The 24,755-nt window shown below is 58.8% G+C and carries 23 protein-coding genes; 17 read left to right on the forward strand and 6 right to left on the reverse strand.

The window, feature by feature from the left end; translation table 11 throughout:
• Positions 1-21 precede the first annotated feature (21 nt).
• Positions 22-1,002, reverse strand: a complete 981-nt coding sequence (locus tag ACH13J_RS10170; RefSeq protein ID WP_397543219.1) for an aldo/keto reductase — start codon at positions 1,000-1,002, stop codon at positions 22-24.
• 2 nt (positions 1,003-1,004) lie between these two features.
• A complete protein-coding gene (locus ACH13J_RS10175; protein WP_397543220.1) occupies positions 1,005-1,724 on the reverse strand; it encodes a GntR family transcriptional regulator in 720 nt (239 codons plus the stop codon).
• A 166-nt stretch (positions 1,725-1,890) separates the two neighbouring features.
• On the opposite strand from ACH13J_RS10175, the gene ACH13J_RS10180 reads away from it, so the two are divergent.
• From ACH13J_RS10180 to ACH13J_RS10235, 12 genes are all read left to right on the forward strand, one after another.
• On the forward strand, positions 1,891-2,706 hold the full coding sequence (locus ACH13J_RS10180) for an alpha/beta fold hydrolase (protein ID WP_397543221.1): 816 nt from the start codon (positions 1,891-1,893) through the stop codon (positions 2,704-2,706).
• Positions 2,687-3,079: a carboxymuconolactone decarboxylase family protein gene (locus ACH13J_RS10185; RefSeq protein WP_397543222.1), complete on the forward strand. Its 393-nt coding sequence runs from the start codon at positions 2,687-2,689 to the stop codon at positions 3,077-3,079. The genes ACH13J_RS10180 and ACH13J_RS10185 overlap by 20 nt, the downstream gene beginning before the upstream one ends.
• A complete protein-coding gene (locus ACH13J_RS10190; RefSeq protein WP_397543223.1) occupies positions 3,076-3,717 on the forward strand; it encodes an amino acid synthesis family protein in 642 nt (213 codons plus the stop codon). Before ACH13J_RS10185 ends, ACH13J_RS10190 begins: the two co-directional genes overlap by 4 nt.
• A gap of 49 nt (positions 3,718-3,766) precedes the next feature.
• Positions 3,767-5,296, forward strand: coding sequence for an ABC transporter substrate-binding protein (locus ACH13J_RS10195; protein WP_397543224.1), 1,530 nt, complete (start codon positions 3,767-3,769; stop codon positions 5,294-5,296).
• Between the two features lie 95 nt (positions 5,297-5,391).
• The gene (locus ACH13J_RS10200) at positions 5,392-6,867 is read left to right on the forward strand and encodes an aldehyde dehydrogenase (RefSeq protein WP_397543225.1); all 1,476 of its coding nucleotides are present in this window, start codon (positions 5,392-5,394) and stop codon (positions 6,865-6,867) included.
• 7 nt (positions 6,868-6,874) lie between these two features.
• Positions 6,875-7,816, forward strand: coding sequence for an ABC transporter permease subunit (locus ACH13J_RS10205; protein WP_397543226.1), 942 nt, complete (start codon positions 6,875-6,877; stop codon positions 7,814-7,816).
• Positions 7,817-7,825: 9 nt separating this feature from the next.
• Positions 7,826-8,620 (forward strand): ABC transporter permease subunit, encoded by a 795-nt coding sequence (locus ACH13J_RS10210; protein WP_397543227.1) that lies wholly within the window; start codon positions 7,826-7,828, stop codon positions 8,618-8,620.
• A 28-nt stretch (positions 8,621-8,648) separates the two neighbouring features.
• On the forward strand, positions 8,649-10,403 hold the full coding sequence (locus ACH13J_RS10215; protein ID WP_397543228.1) for a hypothetical protein: 1,755 nt from the start codon (positions 8,649-8,651) through the stop codon (positions 10,401-10,403).
• Positions 10,400-11,158 (forward strand): hypothetical protein, encoded by a 759-nt coding sequence (locus tag ACH13J_RS10220; RefSeq protein WP_397543229.1) that lies wholly within the window; start codon positions 10,400-10,402, stop codon positions 11,156-11,158. Before ACH13J_RS10215 ends, ACH13J_RS10220 begins: the two co-directional genes overlap by 4 nt.
• On the forward strand, positions 11,155-12,894 hold the full coding sequence (locus ACH13J_RS10225; protein WP_397543230.1) for a dipeptide ABC transporter ATP-binding protein: 1,740 nt from the start codon (positions 11,155-11,157) through the stop codon (positions 12,892-12,894). Before ACH13J_RS10220 ends, ACH13J_RS10225 begins: the two co-directional genes overlap by 4 nt.
• Before the next feature lie 77 nt (positions 12,895-12,971).
• Positions 12,972-13,751, forward strand: a complete 780-nt coding sequence (locus ACH13J_RS10230) for an alpha/beta fold hydrolase (RefSeq protein ID WP_397543241.1) — start codon at positions 12,972-12,974, stop codon at positions 13,749-13,751.
• Positions 13,752-13,882: 131 nt separating this feature from the next.
• On the forward strand, positions 13,883-15,397 hold the full coding sequence (locus ACH13J_RS10235; RefSeq protein ID WP_397543231.1) for an aldehyde dehydrogenase family protein: 1,515 nt from the start codon (positions 13,883-13,885) through the stop codon (positions 15,395-15,397).
• A gap of 326 nt (positions 15,398-15,723) precedes the next feature.
• On the opposite strand, the gene ACH13J_RS10240 is transcribed toward ACH13J_RS10235, so the two are convergent.
• Positions 15,724-16,806, reverse strand: a complete 1,083-nt coding sequence (locus ACH13J_RS10240) for an LLM class flavin-dependent oxidoreductase (protein WP_397543232.1) — start codon at positions 16,804-16,806, stop codon at positions 15,724-15,726.
• On the opposite strand from ACH13J_RS10240, the gene ACH13J_RS10245 reads away from it, so the two are divergent.
• A complete protein-coding gene (locus ACH13J_RS10245; protein WP_397543233.1) occupies positions 16,805-17,014 on the forward strand; it encodes a hypothetical protein in 210 nt (69 codons plus the stop codon). The two genes, ACH13J_RS10240 and ACH13J_RS10245, sit on opposite strands and share 2 nt — an antisense overlap.
• Positions 17,015-17,153: 139 nt before the next feature.
• On the opposite strand, the gene ACH13J_RS10250 is transcribed toward ACH13J_RS10245, so the two are convergent.
• From ACH13J_RS10250 to ACH13J_RS10260, 3 genes are all read right to left on the reverse strand, one after another.
• Positions 17,154-18,149 carry a flavin reductase gene (locus tag ACH13J_RS10250; protein ID WP_397543234.1) on the reverse strand — a complete coding sequence of 332 codons (996 nt, stop codon included), beginning with the start codon at positions 18,147-18,149 and terminating at the stop codon, positions 17,154-17,156.
• Positions 18,150-18,252: 103 nt separating this feature from the next.
• Positions 18,253-20,043 (reverse strand): helix-turn-helix domain-containing protein, encoded by a 1,791-nt coding sequence (locus ACH13J_RS10255; protein ID WP_397543235.1) that lies wholly within the window; start codon positions 20,041-20,043, stop codon positions 18,253-18,255.
• On the reverse strand, positions 20,036-20,683 hold the full coding sequence (locus ACH13J_RS10260) for an isochorismatase family protein (RefSeq protein ID WP_397543236.1): 648 nt from the start codon (positions 20,681-20,683) through the stop codon (positions 20,036-20,038). The genes ACH13J_RS10255 and ACH13J_RS10260 overlap by 8 nt, the downstream gene beginning before the upstream one ends.
• A 197-nt stretch (positions 20,684-20,880) precedes the next feature.
• Between ACH13J_RS10260 and ACH13J_RS10265 the strand changes: the two genes are divergently transcribed.
• From ACH13J_RS10265 to ACH13J_RS10280, 4 genes are all read left to right on the forward strand, one after another.
• Entirely contained in the window at positions 20,881-21,993 is a 1,113-nt protein-coding gene (locus ACH13J_RS10265) for a betaine/proline/choline family ABC transporter ATP-binding protein (protein ID WP_397543237.1), read from the forward strand.
• Positions 21,986-22,933 (forward strand): ABC transporter permease subunit, encoded by a 948-nt coding sequence (locus ACH13J_RS10270; RefSeq protein WP_397543238.1) that lies wholly within the window; start codon positions 21,986-21,988, stop codon positions 22,931-22,933. The genes ACH13J_RS10265 and ACH13J_RS10270 overlap by 8 nt, the downstream gene beginning before the upstream one ends.
• A gap of 118 nt (positions 22,934-23,051) precedes the next feature.
• Positions 23,052-24,083, forward strand: coding sequence for a glycine betaine/L-proline ABC transporter substrate-binding protein ProX (proX, locus tag ACH13J_RS10275; RefSeq protein ID WP_397543239.1), 1,032 nt, complete (start codon positions 23,052-23,054; stop codon positions 24,081-24,083).
• Between the two features lie 173 nt (positions 24,084-24,256).
• Positions 24,257-24,541 carry a cupin domain-containing protein gene (locus ACH13J_RS10280; RefSeq protein ID WP_397543240.1) on the forward strand — a complete coding sequence of 95 codons (285 nt, stop codon included), beginning with the start codon at positions 24,257-24,259 and terminating at the stop codon, positions 24,539-24,541.
• Positions 24,542-24,755 lie beyond the last annotated feature (214 nt).

The raw sequence follows: 24,755 nt of genomic DNA on the forward strand, positions 1-24,755 counted from the left end.
GGTCGGCTCAGGCAGTCACAATTAGTGACCGGCCGAATTGAAGCCTCGCGGCACGTAGGCTGCGTTTATCTCCGACAGTTCGTCTGCAGACAATGCCAGATCGAGCGCACCAACAGCGTCATCCACGTGCTGTACCGATGTTGCGCCGAATATCGGGGAAGTCATACCGGGTCGCGACAGAGTCCATGCCAAGGCCACCTGTGAAGGACTGCAGCCATGCCGCTCAGCAATCTTGGCCAGCTTGGCCTGAACAGTGAAATCGCCTTCGCGGTAGTAGTATTTTCGGGTGTAATCGTCGGTCTTGGTGCGCGAGGTTGCGTTCTTTCCATCCTGCCGGTCGGCAGAGAGAAAACCTCGAGCCATTGGGCTGAACGGGATTAGGGCCACCTCGTCGTGTAAACAATACGGCACTAATTCGCGCTCGCATTCGCGGTGGGCGGGGTTGTACTCGCATTGCATGGAGATGAACTTTGCGGAGTGGCGGCGCTTTGCTCTGGCCCGGCAGACGGACAGGGTCCAGGCCGGCATGGTTGTCACGCCCACGTAGCGGGCCTTGCCGGCCTGTACAATGGCACCCATCGTATCCACGAGCTCCTCCAGATCGGTGTCTGGATCCCAGATATGCGTTTGGAAAAGGTCGACGTGATCCGTGCCCAGCCGGGCGAGGGACTGGTCAATCGCATTAAAGAGGTGTTTGCGGGAATATCCCCGGCCGTTGGGATGGGGTGCCATCGGGTTGCCGGCCTTCGTCGCTAGTACGAAACTGTCGCGCGGATACTTGTCCACGAGGAGCTTGCCCAAGATACGCTCGCTTTCTCCCGCGGAATAGAAGTCACAGGTGTCAAAAAAATTGATGCCATGCTCAATCGCGCGGTCAATGATGGGCTCGGATGCTGTTTCGTCCAGTACCCATTCACGCCAAGTCGTCGAGCCGAAACCCATTGCGCCGAGGCAAAGGCGGGAGACTTTTACGTTACTACGACCCAATCTGACGTATTCCATTCCTAACCCTCTTTTTCGTCGTGCTGATCTTTGTTGTTGATTGTTCTAAGAACTTCGACGGCAAACGATGCAGAACGTTCCACGTACCCGCGAATGAGTTTTTCGGCGCGGTCCGCATCTCGCGTTTTCAGCGCTGCCCTGATCTCGCGTAACAATCGGATCGACTCCACCCGACGTTCAGCCGATGCGACCCGGGAGGTGATCGTGCGCAGGTAGGTGACCCTCGTACGTAATAAGGAAGCCATCTGGCCTGTCACGTCGTTTCTCGCGCCCCGAGTGATGACCTGAAAGACGTGGTCAAGATCGCGAGCGTGCTCGCGCGCATGTTCCGGATGGTCAGTTCGCTCGGCCTGATCCACCGCATAGTCCAGAGCAGCCAAATCCGAATCGTCGGCACGGGCGACGAACATCCTCGCCATCGCTGACTCGAGTATTGCACGGGCCTCGTAGATGGCGCGTGCCTCGCTCTCGGAGAGCCGGGTGACATACATGCCGCGGCTTTGAACCCGCGTTACGAGACCCTCGGCCTGCAGCTTGCCGAGAGCCTCGCGGATGATTGTGCGGCTCACCCCTGTCCGATCCGCCAGCGTGCGCTCGACGAGTTTTTCGCCAGGTTTAAACACTTCGTTCAGGATTGCCTCGCGCAATACATTTTCGGCTTGTTCGCTAAGGCTGGGCGTTTGCCCCAAAGACCAGTCGACAGTTTCGCTTCGCTTTTCCATTGGCGGTCCTTTTTGACCGGGCTGCGGCTCTCGTGGGGCCGCCCCGAAGAGGTTTACCCAATTCGGATCGTCCTCACACTACCAAGCGGCAAGATCGGTTGACCATAGTATTGTATGTTGGTATACCAAGATTCGGTCGATGTGCCAACCTGCAATGGGTCCCAGCATGAGAACAGAAGACGGCACCATAAATTTCCAGGTCAGAGGGCAAGGTGCGCCGGTTGTGCTGATCCACGGGGTTGGCGCCAATCTCGGAAGCTGGGACGCGGTGACTGCTGAGCTCGAAGACAGCTTCAAGATCATCCGGCCGGACCTGCGGGGGCATGGAAAATCCGCACCGATCGAGGGATCATACTCAGTCGAGAAGTTCGCCGCTGACATTATCGCGGTGATGGATGCCGCGGGCGTAAAGCGGGCCCATCTTGTGGGGTTTTCGCTGGGTGGCCTGATTGCCCAGAAGCTCGCGACGGATTACGCGAACCGGTTCGACCGCATCGTTATCCTATCTGCTGTGGCCGGACGCACTGAAGAGGAGCAGGCCAAGGTAGTGGCGCGGCTAGACATGATACGCGAGGGCGGCATGGATGCCGTCACTGGCGCTGCTGCCGAACGGTGGTTCACCGAGGATTTCGCCCGTCGTCATCCAGAGATTATCGAAAAACGGATCGCTGAACTGAAATCCGTCCATCTGGATTCATACCTTGAAGCGTATCGGGTCTTCGGTACGACGGAGCTGATTGACACGCTGCACCGGATCGAGCGCCCTGTACTCGTAATGACGGGCGAGTTCGACCAGGGTTCGAACACGCGTATGGCCCAAGACATGCACAAGCTCATTCCAGGGTCGGAGCTTATCATTCTTCCAGATCTGAAACACAGCGTGCTGGTCGAGGCGTCGGACGTGGTCGCTGAGCACGTGCGCGAGTTTCTTCAGCGCAGCCAGTGGGGCCGAAAGAGGGGCAATGGACAAACAGCTATTTGATCGGGGGCTGGAGCGGCGCAAGGCTACGCTGGGGGCCGAATATGTGGACCGGTCGCTCGGCAATGCGACCGAGTTTTCGGCTGACTTCCAGTCAATCGTAACCGAGTATTGCTGGGGCCTCGGCTGGGGCGACGATACGCTCGATGCTCGCACTCGGAGCATGCTCAACATCGTGATGATCGCGGCGCTGAACCGCATGCATGAATGGGAGTTGCACCTGCGCGGTGCCTTGCGAAACGGGGTGAGCCGGGAGGAGCTCAAAGCTCTGATCACGCATCTGACGATCTATTGCGGCATTCCTGCCGGTGTCGAATGCCATCGCATCGCCAATCGGGTCTTTGCGGAGATGGCTGAAGCGGAGGGCGAGGCGTGAACGATCCGGTTGTTCGCAAGGTGGTGGATTGCGTGGAAGATACCCTGGTGGAGGGAGGACGGGTCGCCCCGAAGCCCCTTAGGATGGTCGCCTGTGCCGCCGTAATCAAGAACCCGTGGGCGGGCATGGATTTTGTCGAGGATCTGCAGCCGCAGATTATGGCCCACGCAAAGGTGCTGTCGGATATTCTTGTGCCGCGCGTCCTTGGGCAGATCGGAGGGCCGGGCGCCATCGAGGCCTTTGGAAAATGCGCAATCACAGGCACTTCGGGGGAGATCGAACACGCAGCTGGACTCATCCATACCCTGCATTTCGGCAATGCTTTCCGGATCGCCGCGGAAGCCGATTCCTTCCTGCCTTTTACAAATAAGCGTGCAGGGGCTGGTACGGCGATCACAATACCGATGACCAATAAGAGTGCGGAAAGCAAAAGCAGCCGTGCCCATTTCTTGACGGTAGAGTTCTCGATCCCGGATGCGCCTGCTCATGACGAGATCGTCGTCGCCATCGGCGCGGCCAGCGGCGGGCGCCCCCATCATAGGATCGGGGGCAGGTTCAACGACATGAAGCTGATGGGAGTCGATCAGGCCGGACGACCCCTGCAACCGTCAGAAGGCTATCCCTCAAATGGCCAATAACCGGCGAAAATGTCGACAAATAGAATGAAAACCAACAGGAGGAAAGGAAATGAACAGAAGGCAACTATTGTCCGCGGTTAGCGGAATTGTCCTCGCAGCCGGCCTCGCGACCGGTAGTTATGCAGAAGAAGGTACGCCGGTTTCCGGCGGCACCTTGGACGTGGGCTTTATCAGTGACCTGCGCACCATGAACCCACTGGAATCGACCCAGTGGACGGAACGGCAGGTGTTGTTTCTCATGTTCGACCGCCTCGTCGATCTCAACCCGGATTTCTCACTGAAGCCGGGTCTCGCTGAGAGCTGGGAGTTCGATAATGACGGCAAGCGAGTTATCCTGAACTTGCGCAGCGGCGTCCAGTTCCATGACGGCACGCCTTTCAACGCGGAAGCCGTGAAATGGAACCTCGACACCCGGCTCGATCCGGAAGGTAACTCTTCCCAGCGTCGGCAGCTCGAAGGTGTGATCGAGAGCGTTGAGGTGGTCGATGACTTGACCGTCGCAATCAATCTTTCCTCACCCTACCCACCGCTTCTCTCGCTTTTCGCGGATCGCGCGGGCCTCATGGCCTCTCCCGCTGCGGCGGAAAAATACGGCGAGGATATTGGCTCGCACCCGGTCGGCACCGGACCCTTCAAAATGGATGAATGGACGCGGGGCGCGACTCTCACGGTGAGCCGCTATGAGGATTTCTGGCAGGACGACATGCCATATCTCGACGCGGTTACGTTCCACGACATTCCGTCGAACGTGGTTGGCATTCAGCGGATGACGATTGGGGAGCTGGATTACATCGGTCAGCTGACACCTCTCGATACCAAACTCGCCGAGGCCAGCCCGGACATCAAACTGGTGCCGTCGGCTGGCGGTCTTTGGTACTCGCTTCAGTGGAAGTGGGATTCCGAGCCCTACAACAATCCCGATCTGCGCCGCGCCGTGGCACATGCACTGAACCGCGACCGTATCAACGAAATACTCTGGGAAGGCCAGGGCTCGGTCTCGGACGGGTTCGTCCCGGAAGGCCTGTGGTGGACGCCCACCGATCTGAAGCACTACGAGTATGATCCAGAAAAAGCACGCCAGATCCTCGAGGAGGCCGATCTTGTCGGCACCGAGCTTCAGCTCGCTGCTCCCAGCGGTGACGCACTGCGCCGTCTAGCCGAGCTCGCGCACGAAGACCTCAACGCCGTTGGACTCGACGTTAAGCTGGAGCCGGTTCCGCAGAGCGAGTACTATGCCAAGACGGTGGCGGGCGAGATCCGCTTCACGCCGATGCGCTGGACGCAGCGAGCCGACCCGGACGGATTGATCCAGTACCTCTTCGCCTCCGATGGCACCGCCAACAGCTCGAAATACAATAACGAGCAGGTTGACGAGTGGATTTACGAGGCGCGTGTGCTCACCGACCAGGAGAAGCGCAAGGAACTTTATAACAAGGTACAACGCCAGATTTCGGAAGATCTGCCGTACATGCCGATTGGTTTCTCGCGCGAATTCAGCGCCCTGCGAGCCGATGTGCACGGTTACACACCGATGCCAGACCTGATCCCGCGCTTCCGGTATTTCTGGAAGGAAGAGTGAACTGACGGTGGGGCCGTCGACGAGACGGCCCCCAGACTTCCCGAGGTTTCGCCCTGCGCGGAGCTGCAATTCGAGGCAAATTCTTCAGGATATCCATGACCAAGAGTTACCAGATGTACATCGCCGGCGCCTTCTGCGACGCGGGCGATGGTCAGCGTTTCGACTCTGTCAATCCGGCCACGGAAGAGATCTGGGCGAGTTTTCCGGAAGCCACCGCCGAAGACGTGGACCGCGCCGTCAAAGCCGCGCATAGGGCCTTCACGGATGGGCCGTGGTCACGTACAAGTGCGCGTGAGCGGGGCAGGCTGCTGAAACGGATAGCACGTGAACTGGAGAACGCCGGCCCCGAACTTTCCGTAGCGGAAACTACCGATACCGGAAAACTCCTGCGCGAGACGAGGTGGCAGGCTGGCAACCTTGCCGAAATCTATGATTATTACGGTGGGCTGGCGGACAAGATCGAGGGCAGCCTGCCGCCGGTCGGGCCCGACCAGCCACTTTCGATGATCGTGCGAGAGCCTCTCGGCGTGGTAGGCGCGATCGTGCCTTGGAACTCACAGCTTCACCTCGCTGCCTTCAAGATTGCGCCGGCGCTCGCAGCCGGAAACACCATCGTCCTCAAGCCCTCTGAAGAGGCCTCCGCGGCGATCGTGGAATTCGCCCGTGTTATGCATGCGGCGGGGCTGCCCGAAGGCGTGTTCAACGTTGTCACCGGTGGCGGAAAGCCTTGCGCGCAGACGCTCGTGTCACATCCACTGGTGCGCCGTGTCAGCTTCACAGGTGGCGTTGAGACCGCCCGCAAGGTCATCTCTGCGTCGGCCGAGAATATCGCCATGCTCTCGCTTGAGCTCGGCGGCAAATCGCCCGTTGTCGTTTACGATGACGCGGACATGGACAACGTGATCAACGGCGTCACCTCGGCCATCTTCGCAGCCAGCGGCCAGAGCTGCGCTGCTGGTTCCCGACTGTTGTTGCAAGAGGGAGTGTATGACGAGGTGATCGAGCGGCTCGTCGCCCGCGCGGGCGAGATCGTGGTGGGCGACCCTATGGTTGATGAAACGCATATGGGCCCGCTGGCAACGTGCCGCCAACGCGACCGGATTGAGCGGCTTCTGTCCGAATCCGTGGATGCCGGGGCGAAGGTGCTGACCGGCGGCGGAAGGGCAGGGCGCGACAAGGGTTGGTTCTTCGAACCCACCATCGTTGCCTGTGACAGTCAGGATTACCCCATGGTGCGCAACGAACTTTTCGGTCCTGTCCTGAGCGTCCTGCGCTTCAAAGAAGAGGAGGAGGCTATTCGGCTGGCGCGCGACAGCGACTACGCCTTTGCCGGCGGTGTCTTCAGCCGGGATTTCGGTAAAGCATATCGCACGGCGCGAGCGGTTCCGGCCGGACGCTTCTGGATCAATACCTACCGCGTGACAAATTACGCGATGCCCTTCGGAGGCTCAGGGCACAGCGGTTATGGCCGGGAAGGCGGGATCGAGGCCATCCACGACTACACTCAGACCAAGGCGATCTTTGCGGACCTCTCGGGTGCGCCAGTTGCCGATCCCTTCGTGATGCGGTGAGGCCGATATGCTTGCGCTCATCGCTTCCCGCATAGCCATAATGATCCCGAACGTGATTATCCTTACGTTCCTGCTTTTCGCGGCCACCACATCGTTCTTGGGAACACCCGCGGCCATCATGCTGGGTGAGGACGCATCGCCCGAGAGCATCGCGCAACTCAACGCGAAACTTGGCTTCGACGAGCCGTTACTGGCGCGGTATTGGAATTGGATTACCGATGCGCTTTCTGGGGATTTTGGGCGCAGCTACTCAACCCAGCAATCCGTGGCCGAGATGATTGCCAATTCGCTTCCACTGACGCTGGAGCTGGCGCTCTGGGCCATCTTGTTCGCCTTCTTCGGCGCGGCGCTCATCAACTCGGTCACATTTCTCAAGCGGTTGGTGGACCGGGCGGTAGCGGCGGTCAGCGTTGTGGGGATCACAGTGCCCAACTTCTTTCTTGGGCTGTTGCTGATCTATGTGTTTTCGGTTCAGTTGAGGCTTCTACCGACCACGGGCTGGTCTCCATGGGAGGATGGTGCGCTCAAGCACTTACTCCACATGATCCTGCCTGTCGTAACTCTGACGACCTTCTATTTCAGTTCGTTCAGTCTCGTTTACAAGGCAGAGTACAAGTCGGTGGAGAACAACCTCTTCATTCGTGCCGCCCGGGCCAAGGGTCTGAGCGAAAGCCGGATTTCCTACCGCCACATCCTGCCCAACAGTGTCCTGCCGCTGGTCACATATGCCGGGCTGTCGCTCGGACAACTGGTGGGCGGTGCCGTGGTAACGGAGACTGTCTTCTCGATGCCGGGCATGGGCCGACTCCTTGTAAACGCCATATCAGCGCGAGACTTCCCGGTGATGCTCGCGGTAGGCATGGTCATCATCGTAGGTGTGATGTTGCTCAACCTTCTGGCCGATCTGACCTACTCACTCATCAACCCGCTAGTGCGGACAGGCAAATAGGAGAAGACGATGAAAAAACGGCTTTCTCTACGTCTGATCCTCGGACTGGTTTTGCTGGCGTTGGTGACGGCCTCTGCGCTCCTCGCGCCTTGGGTCGCGCCCTATTCTCCGATCCAGACGACGACATCCGTTTTGTCTGTTCCCAGCGTGGAACACATTCTCGGAACGGACCAGCTTGGGCGCGATGTATTCTCCCGCATAATTTGGGGGACGCGCGTTTCGCTGCAGGTGGGCGTGGCCGCCGCGGTGGTGGCCGTACTGATCGGTGCGCCGATCGGCCTTGCGGCGGGTTTCTTCCGCGGGCGGATAGACTTCTTCCTGGTGCAGGTTATCGACATTTTTATCGCACTACCTGCGCTCGTCTTGGCGCTTATCATCACGGCTATGCTCGGCCCGTCCGTAACCAATCTTTCGGTTACGCTTGGCGTCGTTATGGCACCAACGGTTGCGCGACTTATCCGCGGGCAGGTTTTTGTCGTACGAGAGACGCAATATGTCGAGGCCGCACGCGCAACGGGGACCAGTTCCTCCTGGATCATTCGCAAACACATCATGCCGAATACGATGCGCGTTGTCTGGGCGCAATTTGCCATCAACGTGTCACTGGCGATTTTCACCTCGGCGAGCCTGAGCTTCCTTGGGCTAGGGGTGCCGCCTCCGGCGCCGGACTGGGGAGGCATGGTACGAGACGGCTCCATGTTTCTGCCAATTCGCCCGGCCATCAGTCTCGCGCCTGGTGTCGCCGTCGCTCTTACGGTCCTGACCTTCTATCTAATCGGGTCGAGCATGAATGAAGACGAATGACCTAAGGAACTTCGAGAGGAACTTGACGATGTCCAAAGCCGCATCAGAAATGGAGCTCCCGCCGTTCCTCGAGGAGCGCCTGTTGGAAGCTTCGGAAGGGAAGAAGGGTACTGCTCGAGTGAAAGCGCTGATGCGGCCGGCGGATGAGCTCATGCGCGTTGATTCCCTCAAGTGCTTCAAGGCATCGCGGCTGAGTTTCGCCGACATGTTCAGCCGCCGGATGGTGGAGCGCAACTGGCGTATCAGGCTCGTCAGAGGCGAGGTCGACGATGATGGCGCTGGCAAGTTTGTCTACGACATCGAGGCCGAGGGGCGTCGGATGACGTACATTGCACGGGCCTACCCATGGGACGGAATTGAGAAGGTCGGCCGCCGCGCGGACGGTGCTTTGCGTGACATGTTCGGAGCCCTTTTCGTCGGCGAGGCGAGCGAAGAACGGATCGAGAGAGAGTTCGCGACGTTTGACGTCAAATCCGAAGGCGAAATGCGCACCACGGCCGAGGTTATTGGCTGGACACCCGCCAACCGCAGTAGCCGTCATTTCGATGCCGTGGTTGACGCCCTAGCAGCGGGTGAGCAACCGGAGGTAGGCCTTGCCTACTTGATGCGCAATGGCGGTTTCCAGTCCAGTGGGCGCAACGGCTCGGTCTCATTCCACGGCATCCCGCGTGACCATCCACTGAGCCATCCATTTTACGCCGATATGTTTGCGATTTACCTCGTGCGCGTCTTCTCGATCGACCTGGTCAACGCCATCGCACGGTACCGTAACGCCGATTCTGCACAGCTGGATCGCTCGATTGCGCGAAACCTCGGTATCGGGAATTCCTCCGGGCAGGGCATGTGTGTCGCCCTGCAACGATGGCCGCACTGGGTAGCGACATGGGTCGTTTTGCGCGAACTTGCCCTCGCATTTGCAAAAAGCCGGGCCATCACCTCCGACGCCCGGAGCAGGATGCATCAGGCTATTGCGCACACGATTGCGATCTACAAGGCGAGCGATCCACAGGTCGAGGATTACGTCACGCCCAACGAGGAAATCATTGCCAATCTCGAGACCGTAGACAAATGGTTGGACGGCGCCCGTGCCGACAGCTGGAACGAAATCGCGGAAAAGGTCGCGGACACTTTCGACGGCGAGACGCGCGAGCAGTTCAACAGCCTGTTGATCGACCTTGAGCCCGAGTTCTGCGATGCCATTGCTCCGTGGCTGCGTACCGGTTCAATAAGGAAGCGGAACTTTGACCCGCGCATGACCGTTTCTGGTCTGCGTGACATTCTCCGCCGAAATTACACTTGGGCGCTAAACTACGACCGGACGCTCGTCTCCACGCACCAGTGCTTTTGGTACCATTCTGAGGACAATGGCGAACAACGGCGCGGCGAGCGGGTCATCGATCCGCATGAGGAGTTCGAATCTTTCATCGATCACATCGGTCTCGTACAGCGGCTCGCCTCCGTCCTGACCACCTATGAGGATGACGCGAAGGCCGGGGAGGTCGTGCTGGATCATCCGGATTTACATTACGCGATATCGCGCATCCAGTATCTCGACGGCATTCCATACGCCGAGATCCGCGATAGCGTCGCACACAGGGATTTCATCCCTGCGGATCTAATCAAGTTCTATCACGCCTGCCTCGGGATGCGCGGCGCCACGCCGCTGAGCATACGTTATGTTCGCGGCACGTTCTTTCAGGCTGAGCCGCTTCCGCAGGATCTCTCGGAGACGACGACACCGAATGTAACGCAGGTACCGACGGAAAAAGAGGTGCAGGTTTGACGCTCACTGTCGCAATCGGGGAACTCACGCGCGTTCTGCCTTGGTCTTTTCGTGCCCTTGGATATCCGTTCGGAACCGCCGACCGGGGCGCGCGGCTCGTGGCCACGGCCGCCGCGCTCGACCCGGCGGTTCTGGACCGGATTGCCGAAGCAGGTCAGCGGCCAGAGGAGGGCTTGAGGGTTTTTCGCAAGCCCAATGGCCTGAAGGTCGAGGCGAACCGATGCTCGCTCTTCGAGACCGGCGCGGTCTCGATGGACTATCTCGCGGCGCAAGCGAGCGAAGCCGATGCGGTCTTTGCGGAAGTAATCGACGCGACCGAAACGGAAGTCCTGCCAGCGGTTCTGGTGACAGGTGCAGAATACGGGCTGACCGCCGTGGCCTTCTGGGCTGGCTCCAATGGCGCGGGGTGGATGGTTGCCGCGCCAAGTCCCAACGGAACCCGGTTGCACGAAGGGAGTGACCTTGAGGCGTTGGTAAACGGCGTGGGCCATGCCGGGCTCGCCGATTGCATCCGTCAGGCGGATATGGCAGATGGCCTTGTCCTCGTCGCGACGGAGCAACCGGTCAACGTAGCCTTCGGTACGCCCGGTGCTGACGTCTCCGAGGCTGTCGCGGCGGCGAATTTCGGGGGGATTCCAGTCTCTGACAAAACCCTGAAGACACTCTATGCGCTTGAAATGATCACTTGGGCGCCCACCTCCGAGCGCTCGCGTGCGCAGGCTGGTTTTACTCCGAAACCTGCGGTGACCTCATGAACGATACGTCTAAAGATCCCGTAATAGAAGTGGATCGGCTGACCATCGCTTTCGGCAAGCAGCAGGCCGTCCACGATATCGGTTTCAAAATTCATGCGGGTGAAACCCTTGCAGTGGTGGGCGAAAGCGGCTCGGGCAAGAGCGTGACGGCGATGGCCGCCATGGGGCTGCTGCCGGCAGAGACTCACATTGGCGGTTCGATCAAACTGGACAGTCAGGAAATCGTCGGTGCGTCGGAAAACCGGCTGCGCAGGATGCGCGGTCAGACGGTAAGCATGATCTTCCAAGAGCCCATGATGAGTCTCAACCCGGTGCTTCGGGTGGGGACGCAGATAAAAGAGATGTTGCGCCAGCACCTGCCGCTCAGCGATGCCGAGGCGCGAAAGGAAGGCATCCGGCTTTTCGAGCGCGTGCGGATTCCCGACGCTGCCCGACGGTTCGATGATTATCCTCACATGTTCTCGGGCGGGATGCGCCAACGCATCATGATCGCGATTGCTCTCGCGTGCTCGCCCAAGCTTCTTATCGCAGACGAGCCCACGACCGCACTCGATGTGACTATCCAGGCGCAGATCCTAGATCTGTTGAATGACGTTCAGCGTGAGACGGGCACGGCCATCCTGTTCATCACGCATGATATGGGTGTTGTTGCCAATATGGCCGACCGTGTAATGGTCATGCGCGAGGGCGAAACCGTGGAGACGGGTAGCGTCCACGACATCTTCCACAAGCCGAGCCATCCTTACACCCGGATGCTCATCGACGCGGTGCCGAGGCTCGGGCAGGGGACCGGTCCGGATACAGATGCCAGCTACGACAGAAAACCGATCCTCGAAGTGCGCAACCTCACGACACGCTTCGACGTGAAAGGGGGGTATTTCAATCGCAAGGTTGGACGTGTCCATGCCGTGGAGGGCCTGGATTTCGAGATTTATCCGGGCGAGACGCTCTCTTTTGTGGGTGAGTCAGGCTGCGGCAAGTCAACCACGGGCCGGAGCCTCCTGTACCTGAACCCACCCGATAGTGGTGAGGTGACCTTTGACGGAAAGCTGATCAACCACGAAAACACCGCGGATCTCTCCTATCTGCGCCGCAACGTGCAGATGGTCTTTCAGGATCCATTCGGCTCTCTCGACCCCAAGCAGCGGATCGGGGCCACACTTGCCGAACCGCTCCTGTGCCATGGGCTCGCCAGCAAGGTAGAGGCGAAGGAAAAGGCCGAGCATCTTCTCGAACGCGTTGGGCTCGAAGCCGGCATGATCACCCGCTTGCCGCATGAGTTTTCTGGCGGCCAGCGCCAGCGGATCTGCATAGCGCGCGCGCTTATGCTCGATCCGAAAGTCTTGATCGCTGATGAAGCCGTCTCTGCGCTTGACGTGTCGGTAAAACGCCAGGTGATCGACCTGCTTCTCGGGCTGCAAGAGGAGATGGGCCTCTCCTATCTCTTCATCAGCCATGACATGGCCATCGTCGAGAGCGTGAGCCACCGCGTCGCGGTGATGTATCTCGGTGCGATCGTCGAGATCGGCCCACGCGCCGAGGTGATTGGCAATCCGCGCCATTCCTACACACAACGACTCATGCAAGCCGTTCCGGCGGCAGAGCCTGTCGAGAACCGCCACCGCGTGATTGGAGCGCCCGTTACCGAGTTACCATCCCCCATCCGTCCGCTGGAATACGTGCCGCCTCAGCGCAGATATCGCAGCGTCGGACCGGACCACCTGGTTGTGGAGTGAACTTGGAAGTTGCCACCGAGCTTGTAGATGTCGGAGGCATCCGAACACGCTACCTCGTGGCGGGGCAGGGGGCACCTGTGCTCCTGCTTCACGGCACTTCCTTGGCAATCGACGCAAGAGTTACGTGGCTACGCACGATACCCGCGTTGGCCGGACACCACCGTGTGTACGCGCTGGATATGCCTGGTTTCGGGGGAACCGATGCGGCGCAGGACGGCAAGCATGTCCAACGACCGGAGCGATGTGCCTTCGTACGATCCTTCATTGAGACCATCGGCTTAGAACGCTGTGCGATTGTCGGTCACTCGGAGGGCGCGTTCATCGCCACAAGGCTCGGTATCGAAACGCCCGATCTGGTTAATGCGCTGGTAATCATCACAAGCGGTGCGACGGCGCCCAGGCTGGGAACCGAACAGGATGCCGCCTGGAGCGCCGCCGCGGCCGTGGCCTACGACGTAGAAGGCGGATGCGCGACAGAAGAGGATTTTGTGGAGACCATCGGCCGGCTGAGCACAACCAACCCGCCCGACTACCTCGCCCTTCTTCGAAAGAACTACCGCGACGCTCGTAAAAATGGACAGTTCGAGCGCCTCTGCGCGTCATCGACGAAAGGAGACTACGTTAGCTATACGCAAGTTCAGGAAGAATGGCTCTTCCCATTCCTGAGTTCTATCGAGGCTCGTGCTATGCTGATCTGGGCGGGGGCCGATGAAACGGTGCCGATAGCCCGCGGCATAAAGTTACTTGAACGATTGCCGGACGCCGACATGCATATTTTGGCCGGCGCAGCGCACATGGTGATGATCGACCGACCGGAGACTTTCAATAGTATCTTGCTCGATTTTCTTTCCCGGTAGGCCAGCAAACGCGAGAACCCGCATGTCGGTAGTGCAGCAGTTCAAAGGGGAGAGAATTCCTTGGAAGAATTTGATCCGATGCCGATCTCGACGTTCCACAATGCGCGAGGCCGGTCATCAAGGACCTGGCAATGAAAGGACGCAAAATGGACAAATCAACCATCGAAGCGAAGATCGGTGAAAAAGCCGCCCGATTTCTTGCCAAGCAGCATGGGCTTTTTATCGAGGGCGAATGGGTGCCGGCGGTGAGTGGGAAGGTTTTCGACACCCATGATCCGGGTACCGGCCGCGTGATCGCACAAGTGCCGGAGGGAGAGGCAGCCGATATCGACATCGCGGTGAAAGCTGCACGCCGTGCATTCGAAGACGGACCTTGGAGCCGCATGACCCCCAGCGATCGAGGGAGGTTGCTGCTCAAACTCGCCGACCTTGTGGAAGAGAACGCTGAAGAACTTGCCGAGCTCGAAGTCCTCGACAACGGAAAGCCACTTGCGAGCGCACGGAATGGAGACGTGCCGCTCTGCGCTGAAATGTTGCGCTACATGGCGGGTTGGGCGACGAAGATCACCGGCGAGACGCTCACGATCTCGACGCCGGGAGAACACCATGCATTCACCGTGCGTGAGCCGGTCGGTGTCGTGGGACAGATCATCCCTTGGAATGCGCCTCTCCTGATCCTGTCGTGGAAATTGGCGCCGGCTCTCGCCGCCGGCTGCACGGTAATACTCAAGCCTGCTGAACAAACGCCGATTACGGCATTGCGCTTTGCCGAATTGGTTCAGGAAGCCGGAATACCGAAAGGCGTCGTTAACATCGTAACTGGCTTTGGGGAACCGGCGGGAGCGGCCATCGCTGGTCACCCGGAGATCGACAAGGTTTCCTTCACTGGGTCAAGCGAGGTGGGCCGGATTATAGTACAAGCTGCAGCCGGCAATCTGAAACGGGTATCGCTCGAGCTAGGTGGAAAATCTCCAGTGATCGTACTGCCGGATGCGGATATGTCGGTCGCTGTGCCAGGTGTCTCAAGAGGGATCTTTCACAACAGCGGACAGGTCTGTACCGCGGGGTCACGCCTTTATGTGCACAAAAAGGTGTTCGACGAAGTGGTGGACGGCATCGTGCAGCACGCCGGCGAGATCACTGTGGGGCACGGGCTGGAGGACGGGATACAGATGGGCCCCCTGATCTCGCCGGTACAATGCGATCGTGTCATGGGCTATATCACACAAGGCCGTGATGCCGGCGCCTCGATCGCGACGGGCGGGACACGGATCGAGCGGGAAGGCAATTTCATCGAACCCACGGTTCTGGTCGATACGCGACCCGACATGTCAGTCGTTCAGGAGGAGATTTTCGGCCCGGTATTGTGCGCAATGAGTTTCGACGACGACGATCTCGATCAGATCGCCAGGCAGGCCAACGACACAATTTTCGGGCTTGCTGGAAGCGTTTGGACGCAGAACCTTAGCGCGGCACACAAATTGACGAGACGAATCCGCGCCGGCCGGATTGGCGTCAACACGCACGGGTCCGTGGATGCAACGCTACCTACTGGCGGTTTCAAGCAATCCGGTTGGGGGCGAGAAAAGGGCCAGGAAGGCTTGAATCTTTATACCGAGGTGAAGTCGGTCATTATGTCACTCTAACGAGATGGCTCTGGGGAAGAGGACGGTATTTGACGGTCGGTGGTCGTCCCATTCCGGCCGGCGCCGTGAACATGGTGGTGATTGACCGACTCAAGACGTTGAATGGCATGTCGAACAAGTCTCGGAAAGGACACCGGCCGCATTGCCGTGGCCGGACAGATGCAGGCGGATATATCCACATGCCATGGGCTGCGGCCGGGCAAGAACGTCGGCCAAAGCCGTCAGCCGGGAGCCGACGCCGTGAATGAGTAGCGCATGCACACAGTCTCCTCCCTCGCGGTAGTATTGCTTCTGCGGCTATATGGTAAGGGCATTCTCCACATAACTTAGGCCCGTGCCTTGGCTGGTGCGGCGGCACTCTTCGACTGTTCGTTGCGGAAATATGGGATCACTTCTTCGCAGAATAGCTCTACAGATCTCCGCGCGCGGTGGTGCGGAAGGAAGAAGGAGGTGCCCAGCATGATGTGATTTATGCCCGCCTCGTCGCGATAGCGTTTGATTTTCTCGATGATCTGGTCCGGTGTTCCGAGAAGCATGTTCTCTGTGAGAGCCTCAGGTTGATACTCGCTTCGGTTGGCGACCGTCTCAAAATCCACAGGCTCAGGGTAGCCGTGCTTCACCTCCCCGATATTCTTGAACAGGTTTTCGAAACTGCGGCCGAAGTTGATCATGGCACGAATGGCATCCTCCTCACCGGCCTTGTCCTCGTAGACACAGCCAGTGCGCAGCGTTGCGTGCTCGGGTTTCTCGGAAGGCGACATATGACGCGTGACCTCTTCGAACTTGTTCTGTAGGTCCAGCACTTCTTCAAAGGGTTTGCGCAGTGCCGTCGACATCACGTTACAACCGTTGTTGACCGCGAAATCGAATGTGTTCTGGTCGCGCGCCGCTACCCACATCGGGGGGCGATTTTGGTCCGGGCGGGGCACGCAAGCGGTTTCCGGAAAGCTCCAGAGTTCGCCATCGTGTGCGTAATCGCCATCCCAAAGGGCCTGCACGGCCGGTATGATCTCGCGCAGGTACTTGCCGCCCTCACGCTGGTCCATACCGCCTGCCATCCGGTCGAATTCGTATTGATACGCGCCTCGGCCGAGCCCCAGCTCGAGCCGACCGCCTGTCAGCACGTCGCAAAGTGCAGCCTCGCCGGCCAGCCGGATTGGATTCCAGTAGGGCGCGGCGACAACGGCTGTGCCGAGCCTGATGTGGTCTGTCTGCGAGGCCCAATGGCTCAGCAGCTGGAATGGATTCGGTGAGATCGTTAGTTCGATCGTGTGGTGCTCCGCTGTCCAGGCGATATCGAAACCGCCTTGATCGGCAATCCTAACGAGTTCCAACGCCTCGGCGGCGATTTCGACTGTGGATTGCCCGGGTTCGGGTCGCCCCATGTTAACAACAATCGAAAATTTCATGCGTCTGCTCCTTTTGCGTGTTTTGTGCGTCCGGTTAATGCTGAACGCGCATGATGAAGGCGTTCTGTTCACTGCCAGAGTAATCGATCACCGCGATCTTGATGCGGCGGAACTCATCTATTGCAGCGAAGCCTTTGTGCTTGCCGTAGCCTTACTCCTTGAAACGGCCAGACGGTTGCATGACAGTTGGGCTGCGGATGGTGTTTGACCAGACCATCCCAGCCTGAACTCGGGTCCACTCCTGCCCAGCGTTCCGGTCGTAACTGGGAAATGGTTCCCTCTTGGATGGCCATTGACGCTAATCGGCAGGCAAGTGCCGACGAGGTATTCGGGCGCCAGGTTGACCATCAGATGCTGTCCTTACCGTTTAAGGCGAGATCCCAAGGCATCGGCTCTCCAGCGAAGCGCGCAACGTGGCCACTGTGCCGCGTGCTGTCGGCGTAGAGCCCGAAGGACCCGTTACGGAGTTCCTCGAAGTATCTGCGGATCATGGCACGAACGCCGCGCGCGGCGATCTTTTCGTATGGGATCTCGCCGGCTGGAAAGAGACGCAGCACCTCTGACAGTTCGCCATCTGTCTCGAGCGTGCCTTGGAAAAACATCCATGTTCCCTTGTCTTCGGGATCATCGAACACCGAGTAGAGCACGTTCCACTGAGCTCGTGCCCCAGCCCTTGAAAGATGTTGCTCAAGGCTGGACCGCGCAGCGCGAAAGCCCGGCTCACGCTCGCCCATGGGCAGGCTCCAGTTGCCGTTGCTCATCTCCAGCAGGACGCAATCATTCAAGCCCAGAAGCGCACCGATGCGCAGGCTACCCTCCGTGTGATCCGAAACCAATGCACCGAGCGAGGTAGGTGCTTCGAGATACTGGCCGCGCAGGTAGACTAGGGGCTCCTGCTCGGTGTGCGCGAAGGCATCCACACGGCCGATTATTATAATGTGATCGCCGGCATCAACGATCTGGTGGGGCGTGCAGTCGAACCATGCGGCAACCCCCTCGATTAGCGGGGCGCCTTTTCCGCCGAGGCTCCAGTCCACGGTCGCGAAACGTTCCTTCATTGAGGTCGCGAACCGGTGCGACACCTCGGCCTGTTGCGATGACAGGATGTTCACAGCAAAGGATTTCGCGTTCGAGAAGATATTGATTTTCGAGGAGGACTTGGCAAGGCAGATTAGAAGCAGCGGCGGATCGAGTGATACCGAGGTGAAGGAATTCGCTGTGAACCCAAATGGGGTGCCTTTCTCGTCTGCTGTGGTAACCACCGTTACCCCGGTCGCGAATGCGCCAAACGCGTGGCGGAGGGCTTGTTTGTCTTCTGTCTTGATCGCGCCGGCACTGGACATCTGCGGGGGCTCACCTTCGTCTCTGCGTATTCGAGACTCAGTCTAGGTCACCGGTCGGGCTCGTATCCTCAGGGGAATTCGACAACTTAGCGCATATTTTTTTCTAGGTTTTGTAGGATTTTCGGAGTCGGTAGAGGCGCAGGGCCAGCTCAAGTTCAAAGCATTGCTCGGAGTCCGAGAGGTTGAGATTGTGCCTTTCCGAAAGGCGCTCCAAACGATAGCGCATTGTTGAGACATGAATCCCCAGAACGTCCGCTGAGTCCTGCAGGCGCCGAGCGTTGGCGAGGTAGGTGCTTAGGGTTTCGAGTGCGACGCGTCCTTTGTTTGAACCGCCATCGGCGATCGGTTCGATCGTCTTTATGAGAAAATCGTTGGTCATCGTTTCGCTCAGCGACGCCATGAGCGTGGCGAAGGCTCCGACATTTCCTCCCGATATCCAACCGCGTGCGCCCATGCTTTCTGCAATCCTCAGGTTGCGGTCGCACACCTGATGGGCTTCGGAAATCTGCTCAAGGTTCGGGATGGGGTCGGAAACCGTTATTGGCGCTTGGTCCGGAATGGCTGGGCGGACTCGTTCATAGAAAGCGTCGCGCGATTGGGGGTCGACTATCTCGTCACTGTCGTGGAGCAGGAAGTAAACCGTCTCGTTGATCGTGCAGGACACTGCCTGCCCGAAGGACTGCTGTACCCTGCGGATGACAAAGCCATAGGCCCCGTCATCCAGAGCCTCCCTCGGTGGGCAACGGATCGCGAGAAGGCGCATGACGCCGTTAAGCTCGAAATCCAGCACACCGGCTTCCTCGAGCAGTTCCTCGTGGTTGTTGAGATCACCGTTGAAAAGCCGTTTCATTAACCTTTGCGCGGAATGACCGCGCACACGGAACGCGACGTAATTGCGGAGGATCAGCGTGGAAAGTGCGAACTGGCCGGCCTGCAATGCAATCTCGGCCTGTGGGGTCATCTCGCTCGGATCTACCAGGAAGAGTGCCCCGACACGACTGCCGTCGATGTCCAAGCTGCGCACATGTGTTCTCAGAGACGAACCGTCCGGGAGATTTGTCGTAACAGTTTGGCCGCCTCGCGCGGGTCCTCGACTCAGGGTCTGCTGGATAATGGCATCAGGGATGCGAGGCTGTATGACGTTCATCAGCTCGGCGTTGGCATCTCCATCCGTCAGTGCCCGTCCAGTCGTGAGGTCCACCGCGAACCAGCCGGTTGGGAAAAGCCGTGAGAGAATGCGCAGGAAATCTTGCGAGCGTTCTAGTTCAAGCGTCGTGGCCAGCGCTTCCGTCATGTTCGCCACGAGTTCGCGCATTTCTTGGGCATCTGCGCTCTCCTTTGCCATAGCCTGCATCCGACGTACGGCGATGTCGGCAAGATCTGCGAGGCACTGCAGGAATCCCATTTCGGCCTCATCCACCTCGACGACCTTGAAGGAATATACCGAGAACACGATGGCGCGCCCCTCGGCATCGGGAAACTTGAGCGGGATCAGTACGACCGTACGGTATCCCCGTCGGATCGCGTCTTCCTGGAAGTTCGGGTAATCGTCTTGCTCGGAGGCGTCGGAAAGAACCATGGGCTGGCCTGTCTCGACTATCCGCACGAGCGGGCTGCCGCTGGCCTCCCACTGTCGCATCAGCGTATCGGAGCGCGGGCGGACGGGGTCGTACCGCACGATTGGCATCGTCATATGTCGCTCGAGATCTAGCGCTTGGATAGTGCTGGTGGACCAGTTCGAATGCATGCACACGCCCTCGGTCAGCCGGCGCAGCGCTTCATGCAGGTTCCGGCTTTCATGGACGAGGCGGGCGATCTCAGAGATTTTCTGGAACTTCTGAATGCTTTCAGCGTCTTTCGCTCTAGTGTTGGCCGCGAGTGGCGCTTCAGACATCGAAAATCCCTTCGGCAAGGTGTTGGATTTGGGAGAGGATGACCTCAGCGGAGGCCACCTGTCCGAAGTTCCGGGCAAAGGCTACTAGGGTCGCGTCGTGCATCTCCGGGTCATTGGAAGCGACGAGGTCGGAGGCTATGACTGTTCGGTAGCCGTGGTGCACCGCGTGGCGCGCCGTATCCTCGACACACATTTCAGTAATCGTCCCGGTGACGATCAGGCCGTCGGTGCCAAGGGCTTGGAGTCGTTGATTCAAGTCGGTTCCGTGAAAGGCGCTGAAGAACGGTTTTTCGATCATGACTTCGGTCGGTTCCGGCGCCAGCTCGTCGACGATATCGGCGCCATCGCGTGAGGAGCGGAGGTCTTCGTAATATCGGCAGACACCGGGAACGCACGCCCGGACAGGTGGGTCGATCAGCTTAAGCCAGCCGAGGTGGCCACTCAAATGTTCATAGCCCGGCGTGGCCACGTAGCGTGTGAATATGACCGGCAAACGCGCCGCTCGGACCTTAGACAGCAGCGTCTCAAGTCTCGGCAGGAGCGCGCGCGCTGCAGGCACTTCCATCGGCGCACCGGTGCGGACGAAATCGTTCTGCATATCGATAATAACAAGCGCGGGATTCTTTATCGCGTTCAGCATCCGTGCGAGACCCTTTCTATCCGAATTCAACCATAGCATTGTTGGAGGCCTAGGAAATTCCGCAGATTTGCGAATTTTATAAGGAATGATTCCTACGCATTGTAGGAAGACTGAGCATGTCCTCTGCTATTGAATTCCCCCCAAGGGGTGCGGTTCCGAAGCACGGCTGCCACCTGCAGAAAAGAGGAAACGTCGGCGTGACGAACAGGATCGAGGTCAAGAACCTCTACAAGATATTTGGCGACAATACCGACCAGGCACTACGCCTGCTTGATCAGGGGATGACAAAGGATGAGCTTCTCGCCGAGACGGGAAGTGTCCTTGGGGTGGATAATGTTTCTCTAGAAGTCCCCGAAGGCGCGATCTTCGTTATTATGGGGCTATCGGGATCAGGCAAATCCACGTTGGCGCGCTGCGTCAATCGGATCCTGGAGCCCGAGGCCGGGCAGGTCCTGCTGGACGGGGAAGACGTCACAGCCGTTGATATGGACAAGCTCCGTGAGATTCGCCGCCGGCGCATGACAATGGTATTTCAAAGCTTCGGCCTCTTCCCCAACAAGACTGTGATCGACAACGTCGCCTTCGGCTTGAAGATCCGGGGCGTCCCGCAGAAGGAACGGCACAGGAAGGCCGGCGAGATACTCGAGATCGTGGGCCTCTCGGCTTGGGGCTCACACCGGCCCGGTGCACTAAGCGGCGGTATGCGCCAGCGCGTAGGGCTGGCGCGGGCGTTGGCGACGGAGGCCGACGTCCTGATTATGGATGAGGCGTTCAGCGCCCTTGACCCGCTCATTCGAAACGAGATGCAGGACGAGCTTCTGCGTCTTCAGGAGAGCCTTAACAAGACTGTTCTTTTCATCACGCACGATTTCCAGGAGGCACTTAGGATTGGTAACCGTATCGCGATCATGTCCGACGGAGCCATCGTGCGCGAGGGTGCGCCGCAGGAAATTGTCGAGGATCCGCAGCACGAATACGTCGCAGCCTTCACCAAGAACGTAGACAGGGCAAGGCTTTTCGACGCTCGCTCAATTATGCGGCCCGGTGAGCCCGGCGACTTCGAAATCGATGACCAGAAACGCGTGAAAGGGGTCCGTCTGCCCGGTAACGTGGAACTCTTGAAGGATTTCGTGAAGGTAAGCCCGGGTGCCAAGCTGCTTGAGGTGGCCGAATGTGCTCGTAGCGGACAGCCTATCGCTGTCGTTGACGACAAAGGGGAATATTGCGGGCACATCCCCATGAGTGCACTTCTCGCCGGGATCACCGGCGCGCATCAAACTGATGTCACGAGAGGCCGCACGCATGTTTGATATGGAAGAATACACCATTCCGCTCGACGACTGGATCCAGACCGCGATCGAGTGGATCGCCACGAATTTTCGCCCGTTCTTCCTAGCGATAAAATGGCCCGTGGAAGGGCTGCTGAACTTCATCCAGGACACACTTCTTGCAGCACCACCGCTACTCATCCTGCTCGTTTTCGCTGCTGTGGCGTGGTGGATCGCAGGCCGTGGGCTCGCCATCTTCACCGCTGTCGCGCTATTCTTCCTGATGCTGATCGACGTTTGGCCGGAAGCGATGACGACGTTGGCCCTGATCGCGACAGCGATCGTGATGTGCGTGATCATCGGGATTCCGACGGGCATTCTCTGTGCGCGAAGCGATCTCGCCTGGCGCATCGTGCGGCCGGTGCTCGACATTATGCAGACGACGCCGAGTTTCGTCTATCTTGTGCCAGTGGTCATGCTATTCGGGGTCGGTACCGTTCCGGGAGCGGTTGCGGTGATCGTGGTCGCGGTGCCCCCGCTCATCCGTTTTACCAACCTTGGAATCCGACTGGTGGATCGCGAGCTTGTGGAGGCCGGCATTGCCTTTGGCGCGACGGATCGCCAGCTTCTCTGGGAGGTGCAGTTGCCGCAAGCCCTGCCGACGATCCTCGGAGGGCTGAACCAGACGGTGCTAATGGCCATGGTCATGGCGGTCATCGTTGCCATGATTGGCGCCGAAGGATTGGGCCTTGTGGTGCTGCAGGGGCTAGGGCGCCTCGACGTGGGTCGTGCCGCAGTAGGGGGCATTGGCATCGTACTACTAGCTATCATTCTGGACCGACTAACCCAAGCCATGGCGCAGCGAGACGACGACAAGCCGAAGCGTCGCTCGGGCATCCGCGCAGCCATCCAAAAGACATTCACCGGCGACAAAGGGGCCCGTCTTGCTACCGGCGACGGAAATCCGAATGGCGGTGCATGAGCGCTCGGGCATCGGGCGTTTACAGCGCTGCGCCGCGAAGCGGCGCAGCTGATGAAAACTTGGCGCCGGCACGATCCACGCCATCAATAATCAAGTCAACCAGCAGGAGAAAATGGAAATGCAGAACATGCTTTGGAAACTCATATCGGCCACGGCCATCGTGGGCATCGGATTTCCCGCGCTAGCGCAAGACCTTCCCGGCGAGGGGAAAACGATCAACTTTGCGCGCAACGACAGCCTTGGTGCGCAATACGTGCAAGACGAAATCCTCGTCAACCTTCTCGAGAAACTTGGTTACGACGTTCAAATACGTACGCTGGGAATTGCAGCTTTTCTTCAGGCAGCCTCGCAGGGTGACATGGATATCACCGGCGACATAAACATGCCGCAGCGTAAACCTCAGGTCGATACGGTTTCCGACAAGGTGGTTCTTCTTGGAGAAGGCACGATTGGCGGTGGCGGCGGTACCAACGGCTATGTCATCGACAAGGCCACTGCGGAGGAATACGACATCACCGACCTTAGCCAGTTGGCCGATCCTGAACTGGCGAAGTTGTTCGACTCCGACGGAGACGGAAAGGCCAACCTTGCGAATTGCAATCCGGGATGGAGCTGCGGTGATGTCGTCGACTACCAGTTGGAAGAGTTCGGGCTAATGGATACCGTCGAATCCGTCCGGGCGAGGTACGAACCCCTGCTGGCAGAAGTTTTTGCACGGTACAATCAAGGTGAGTCTGTATTGTACTACACATGGAGCCCTTCGTTCGTAACGCAGGAATTGAAGCCTGGAGAAGACGTAGTGTGGCTCCCGATACCGTATGGTGCGCTTCCCGAAGGCGTCTCGTCTGCTGGTGGCCACGCCGTACATGGCATTGAAGGCTGCGCCGGCGGGCAGGATCCCTGCATGATGGCTACCGGTTCTTGGAATTGGAAGTTGGCGGCCAATCGCGAGTTCGTGGAGAATAACCCTGCCGTCGAGAAGCTGGCGGAAACGGTACAGTGGCCGTTGTCGACCTGGTCGAACTGGGAGGGCAAAATGAAGGAGGATACCTCCGATCGGGCTATCGAAGCACTCGCCGAGGCCTGGATTGCGGAGAACACGGACACTGTAGAAAACTGGTTGGCCGACGCCCTCGCCGCGGCAAACTAAATTCTGCTAGGTTTGCTCATCCGGCCGGGTTGCCCGGCCGGATGAGATCGAGAAATTCACTCGGAGGCGAGACCCGCGGGCTATCATGCAACGAGTCTCTTGGCCGGCATGAAGCTTTGACGCCCGATCGCTCCCGATCCGAGCAATCAGCTAAACCTGTAAAGGACCGCTCAATGTCCAACTCGTGTACCGCGACTCCGCTTGTTGAAGATGACAAAACCCGCGTCACCCGCTTCGATTTCGAACCGGGGCAGGAAACTGGCTGGCACGTGCATGAATTCGACTATGTCATCGTGGCGCTGACGGAATGTAACATGGAGCTCGTGGAGCCGGGCGGAAATTCCCGGAAGACGATCGTAGCAAACGGAACAGCCTACCGCCGCTGTGCTGGAGTCGAGCACAACGTGATCAACGCTGGATCTTCCCCAATGTCCTTTATCGAAGTGGAGATGAAGTAGCTCGTACCGAGCTGAACCAAAACAACTGAGTGCCGTCGCCTCAGGATGTGGGCGTAGTTCGTTGCACCTTTCTTTAAGTGGTCGCGTAGGGGGCCACTATGCGCCTCGGTCATTGTGACCTGCCACGGGATTTTTCCTCCACTTGGAACTAGAGTCCGACCCATCGAAGGGACGGAAAATGAAGCGATCAAGATTTTCGGAAGAACAGATCATC

Source organism: Roseovarius salis, assembly GCF_044472985.1.
Taxonomy (GTDB): domain Bacteria; phylum Pseudomonadota; class Alphaproteobacteria; order Rhodobacterales; family Rhodobacteraceae; genus Roseovarius; species Roseovarius salis.

Bases quoted from the DNA above. Each gene is read 5' to 3' on its own strand.
- ACH13J_RS10170 (WP_397543219.1), bottom strand. From the start codon at position 1,002: ATGGAATACGTCAGATTGGGTCGTAGTAACGTAAAAGTCTCCCGCCTT.
- ACH13J_RS10175 (WP_397543220.1), bottom strand. From the start codon at position 1,724: ATGGAAAAGCGAAGCGAAACTGTCGACTGGTCTTTGGGGCAAACGCCC.
- ACH13J_RS10180 (WP_397543221.1), top strand. From the start codon at position 1,891: ATGAGAACAGAAGACGGCACCATAAATTTCCAGGTCAGAGGGCAAGGT.
- ACH13J_RS10185 (WP_397543222.1), top strand. From the start codon at position 2,687: ATGGACAAACAGCTATTTGATCGGGGGCTGGAGCGGCGCAAGGCTACG.
- ACH13J_RS10195 (WP_397543224.1), top strand. From the start codon at position 3,767: ATGAACAGAAGGCAACTATTGTCCGCGGTTAGCGGAATTGTCCTCGCA.
- ACH13J_RS10200 (WP_397543225.1), top strand. From the start codon at position 5,392: ATGACCAAGAGTTACCAGATGTACATCGCCGGCGCCTTCTGCGACGCG.
- ACH13J_RS10205 (WP_397543226.1), top strand. From the start codon at position 6,875: ATGCTTGCGCTCATCGCTTCCCGCATAGCCATAATGATCCCGAACGTG.
- ACH13J_RS10210 (WP_397543227.1), top strand. From the start codon at position 7,826: ATGAAAAAACGGCTTTCTCTACGTCTGATCCTCGGACTGGTTTTGCTG.
- ACH13J_RS10215 (WP_397543228.1), top strand. From the start codon at position 8,649: ATGTCCAAAGCCGCATCAGAAATGGAGCTCCCGCCGTTCCTCGAGGAG.
- ACH13J_RS10225 (WP_397543230.1), top strand. From the start codon at position 11,155: ATGAACGATACGTCTAAAGATCCCGTAATAGAAGTGGATCGGCTGACC.
- ACH13J_RS10235 (WP_397543231.1), top strand. From the start codon at position 13,883: ATGAAAGGACGCAAAATGGACAAATCAACCATCGAAGCGAAGATCGGT.
- ACH13J_RS10245 (WP_397543233.1), top strand. From the start codon at position 16,805: ATGCGTCTGCTCCTTTTGCGTGTTTTGTGCGTCCGGTTAATGCTGAAC.
- ACH13J_RS10240 (WP_397543232.1), bottom strand. From the start codon at position 16,806: ATGAAATTTTCGATTGTTGTTAACATGGGGCGACCCGAACCCGGGCAA.
- ACH13J_RS10250 (WP_397543234.1), bottom strand. From the start codon at position 18,149: ATGTCCAGTGCCGGCGCGATCAAGACAGAAGACAAACAAGCCCTCCGC.
- ACH13J_RS10255 (WP_397543235.1), bottom strand. From the start codon at position 20,043: ATGTCTGAAGCGCCACTCGCGGCCAACACTAGAGCGAAAGACGCTGAA.
- ACH13J_RS10260 (WP_397543236.1), bottom strand. From the start codon at position 20,683: ATGCTGAACGCGATAAAGAATCCCGCGCTTGTTATTATCGATATGCAG.
- ACH13J_RS10270 (WP_397543238.1), top strand. From the start codon at position 21,986: ATGTTTGATATGGAAGAATACACCATTCCGCTCGACGACTGGATCCAG.
- proX (WP_397543239.1), top strand. From the start codon at position 23,052: ATGCAGAACATGCTTTGGAAACTCATATCGGCCACGGCCATCGTGGGC.
- ACH13J_RS10280 (WP_397543240.1), top strand. From the start codon at position 24,257: ATGTCCAACTCGTGTACCGCGACTCCGCTTGTTGAAGATGACAAAACC.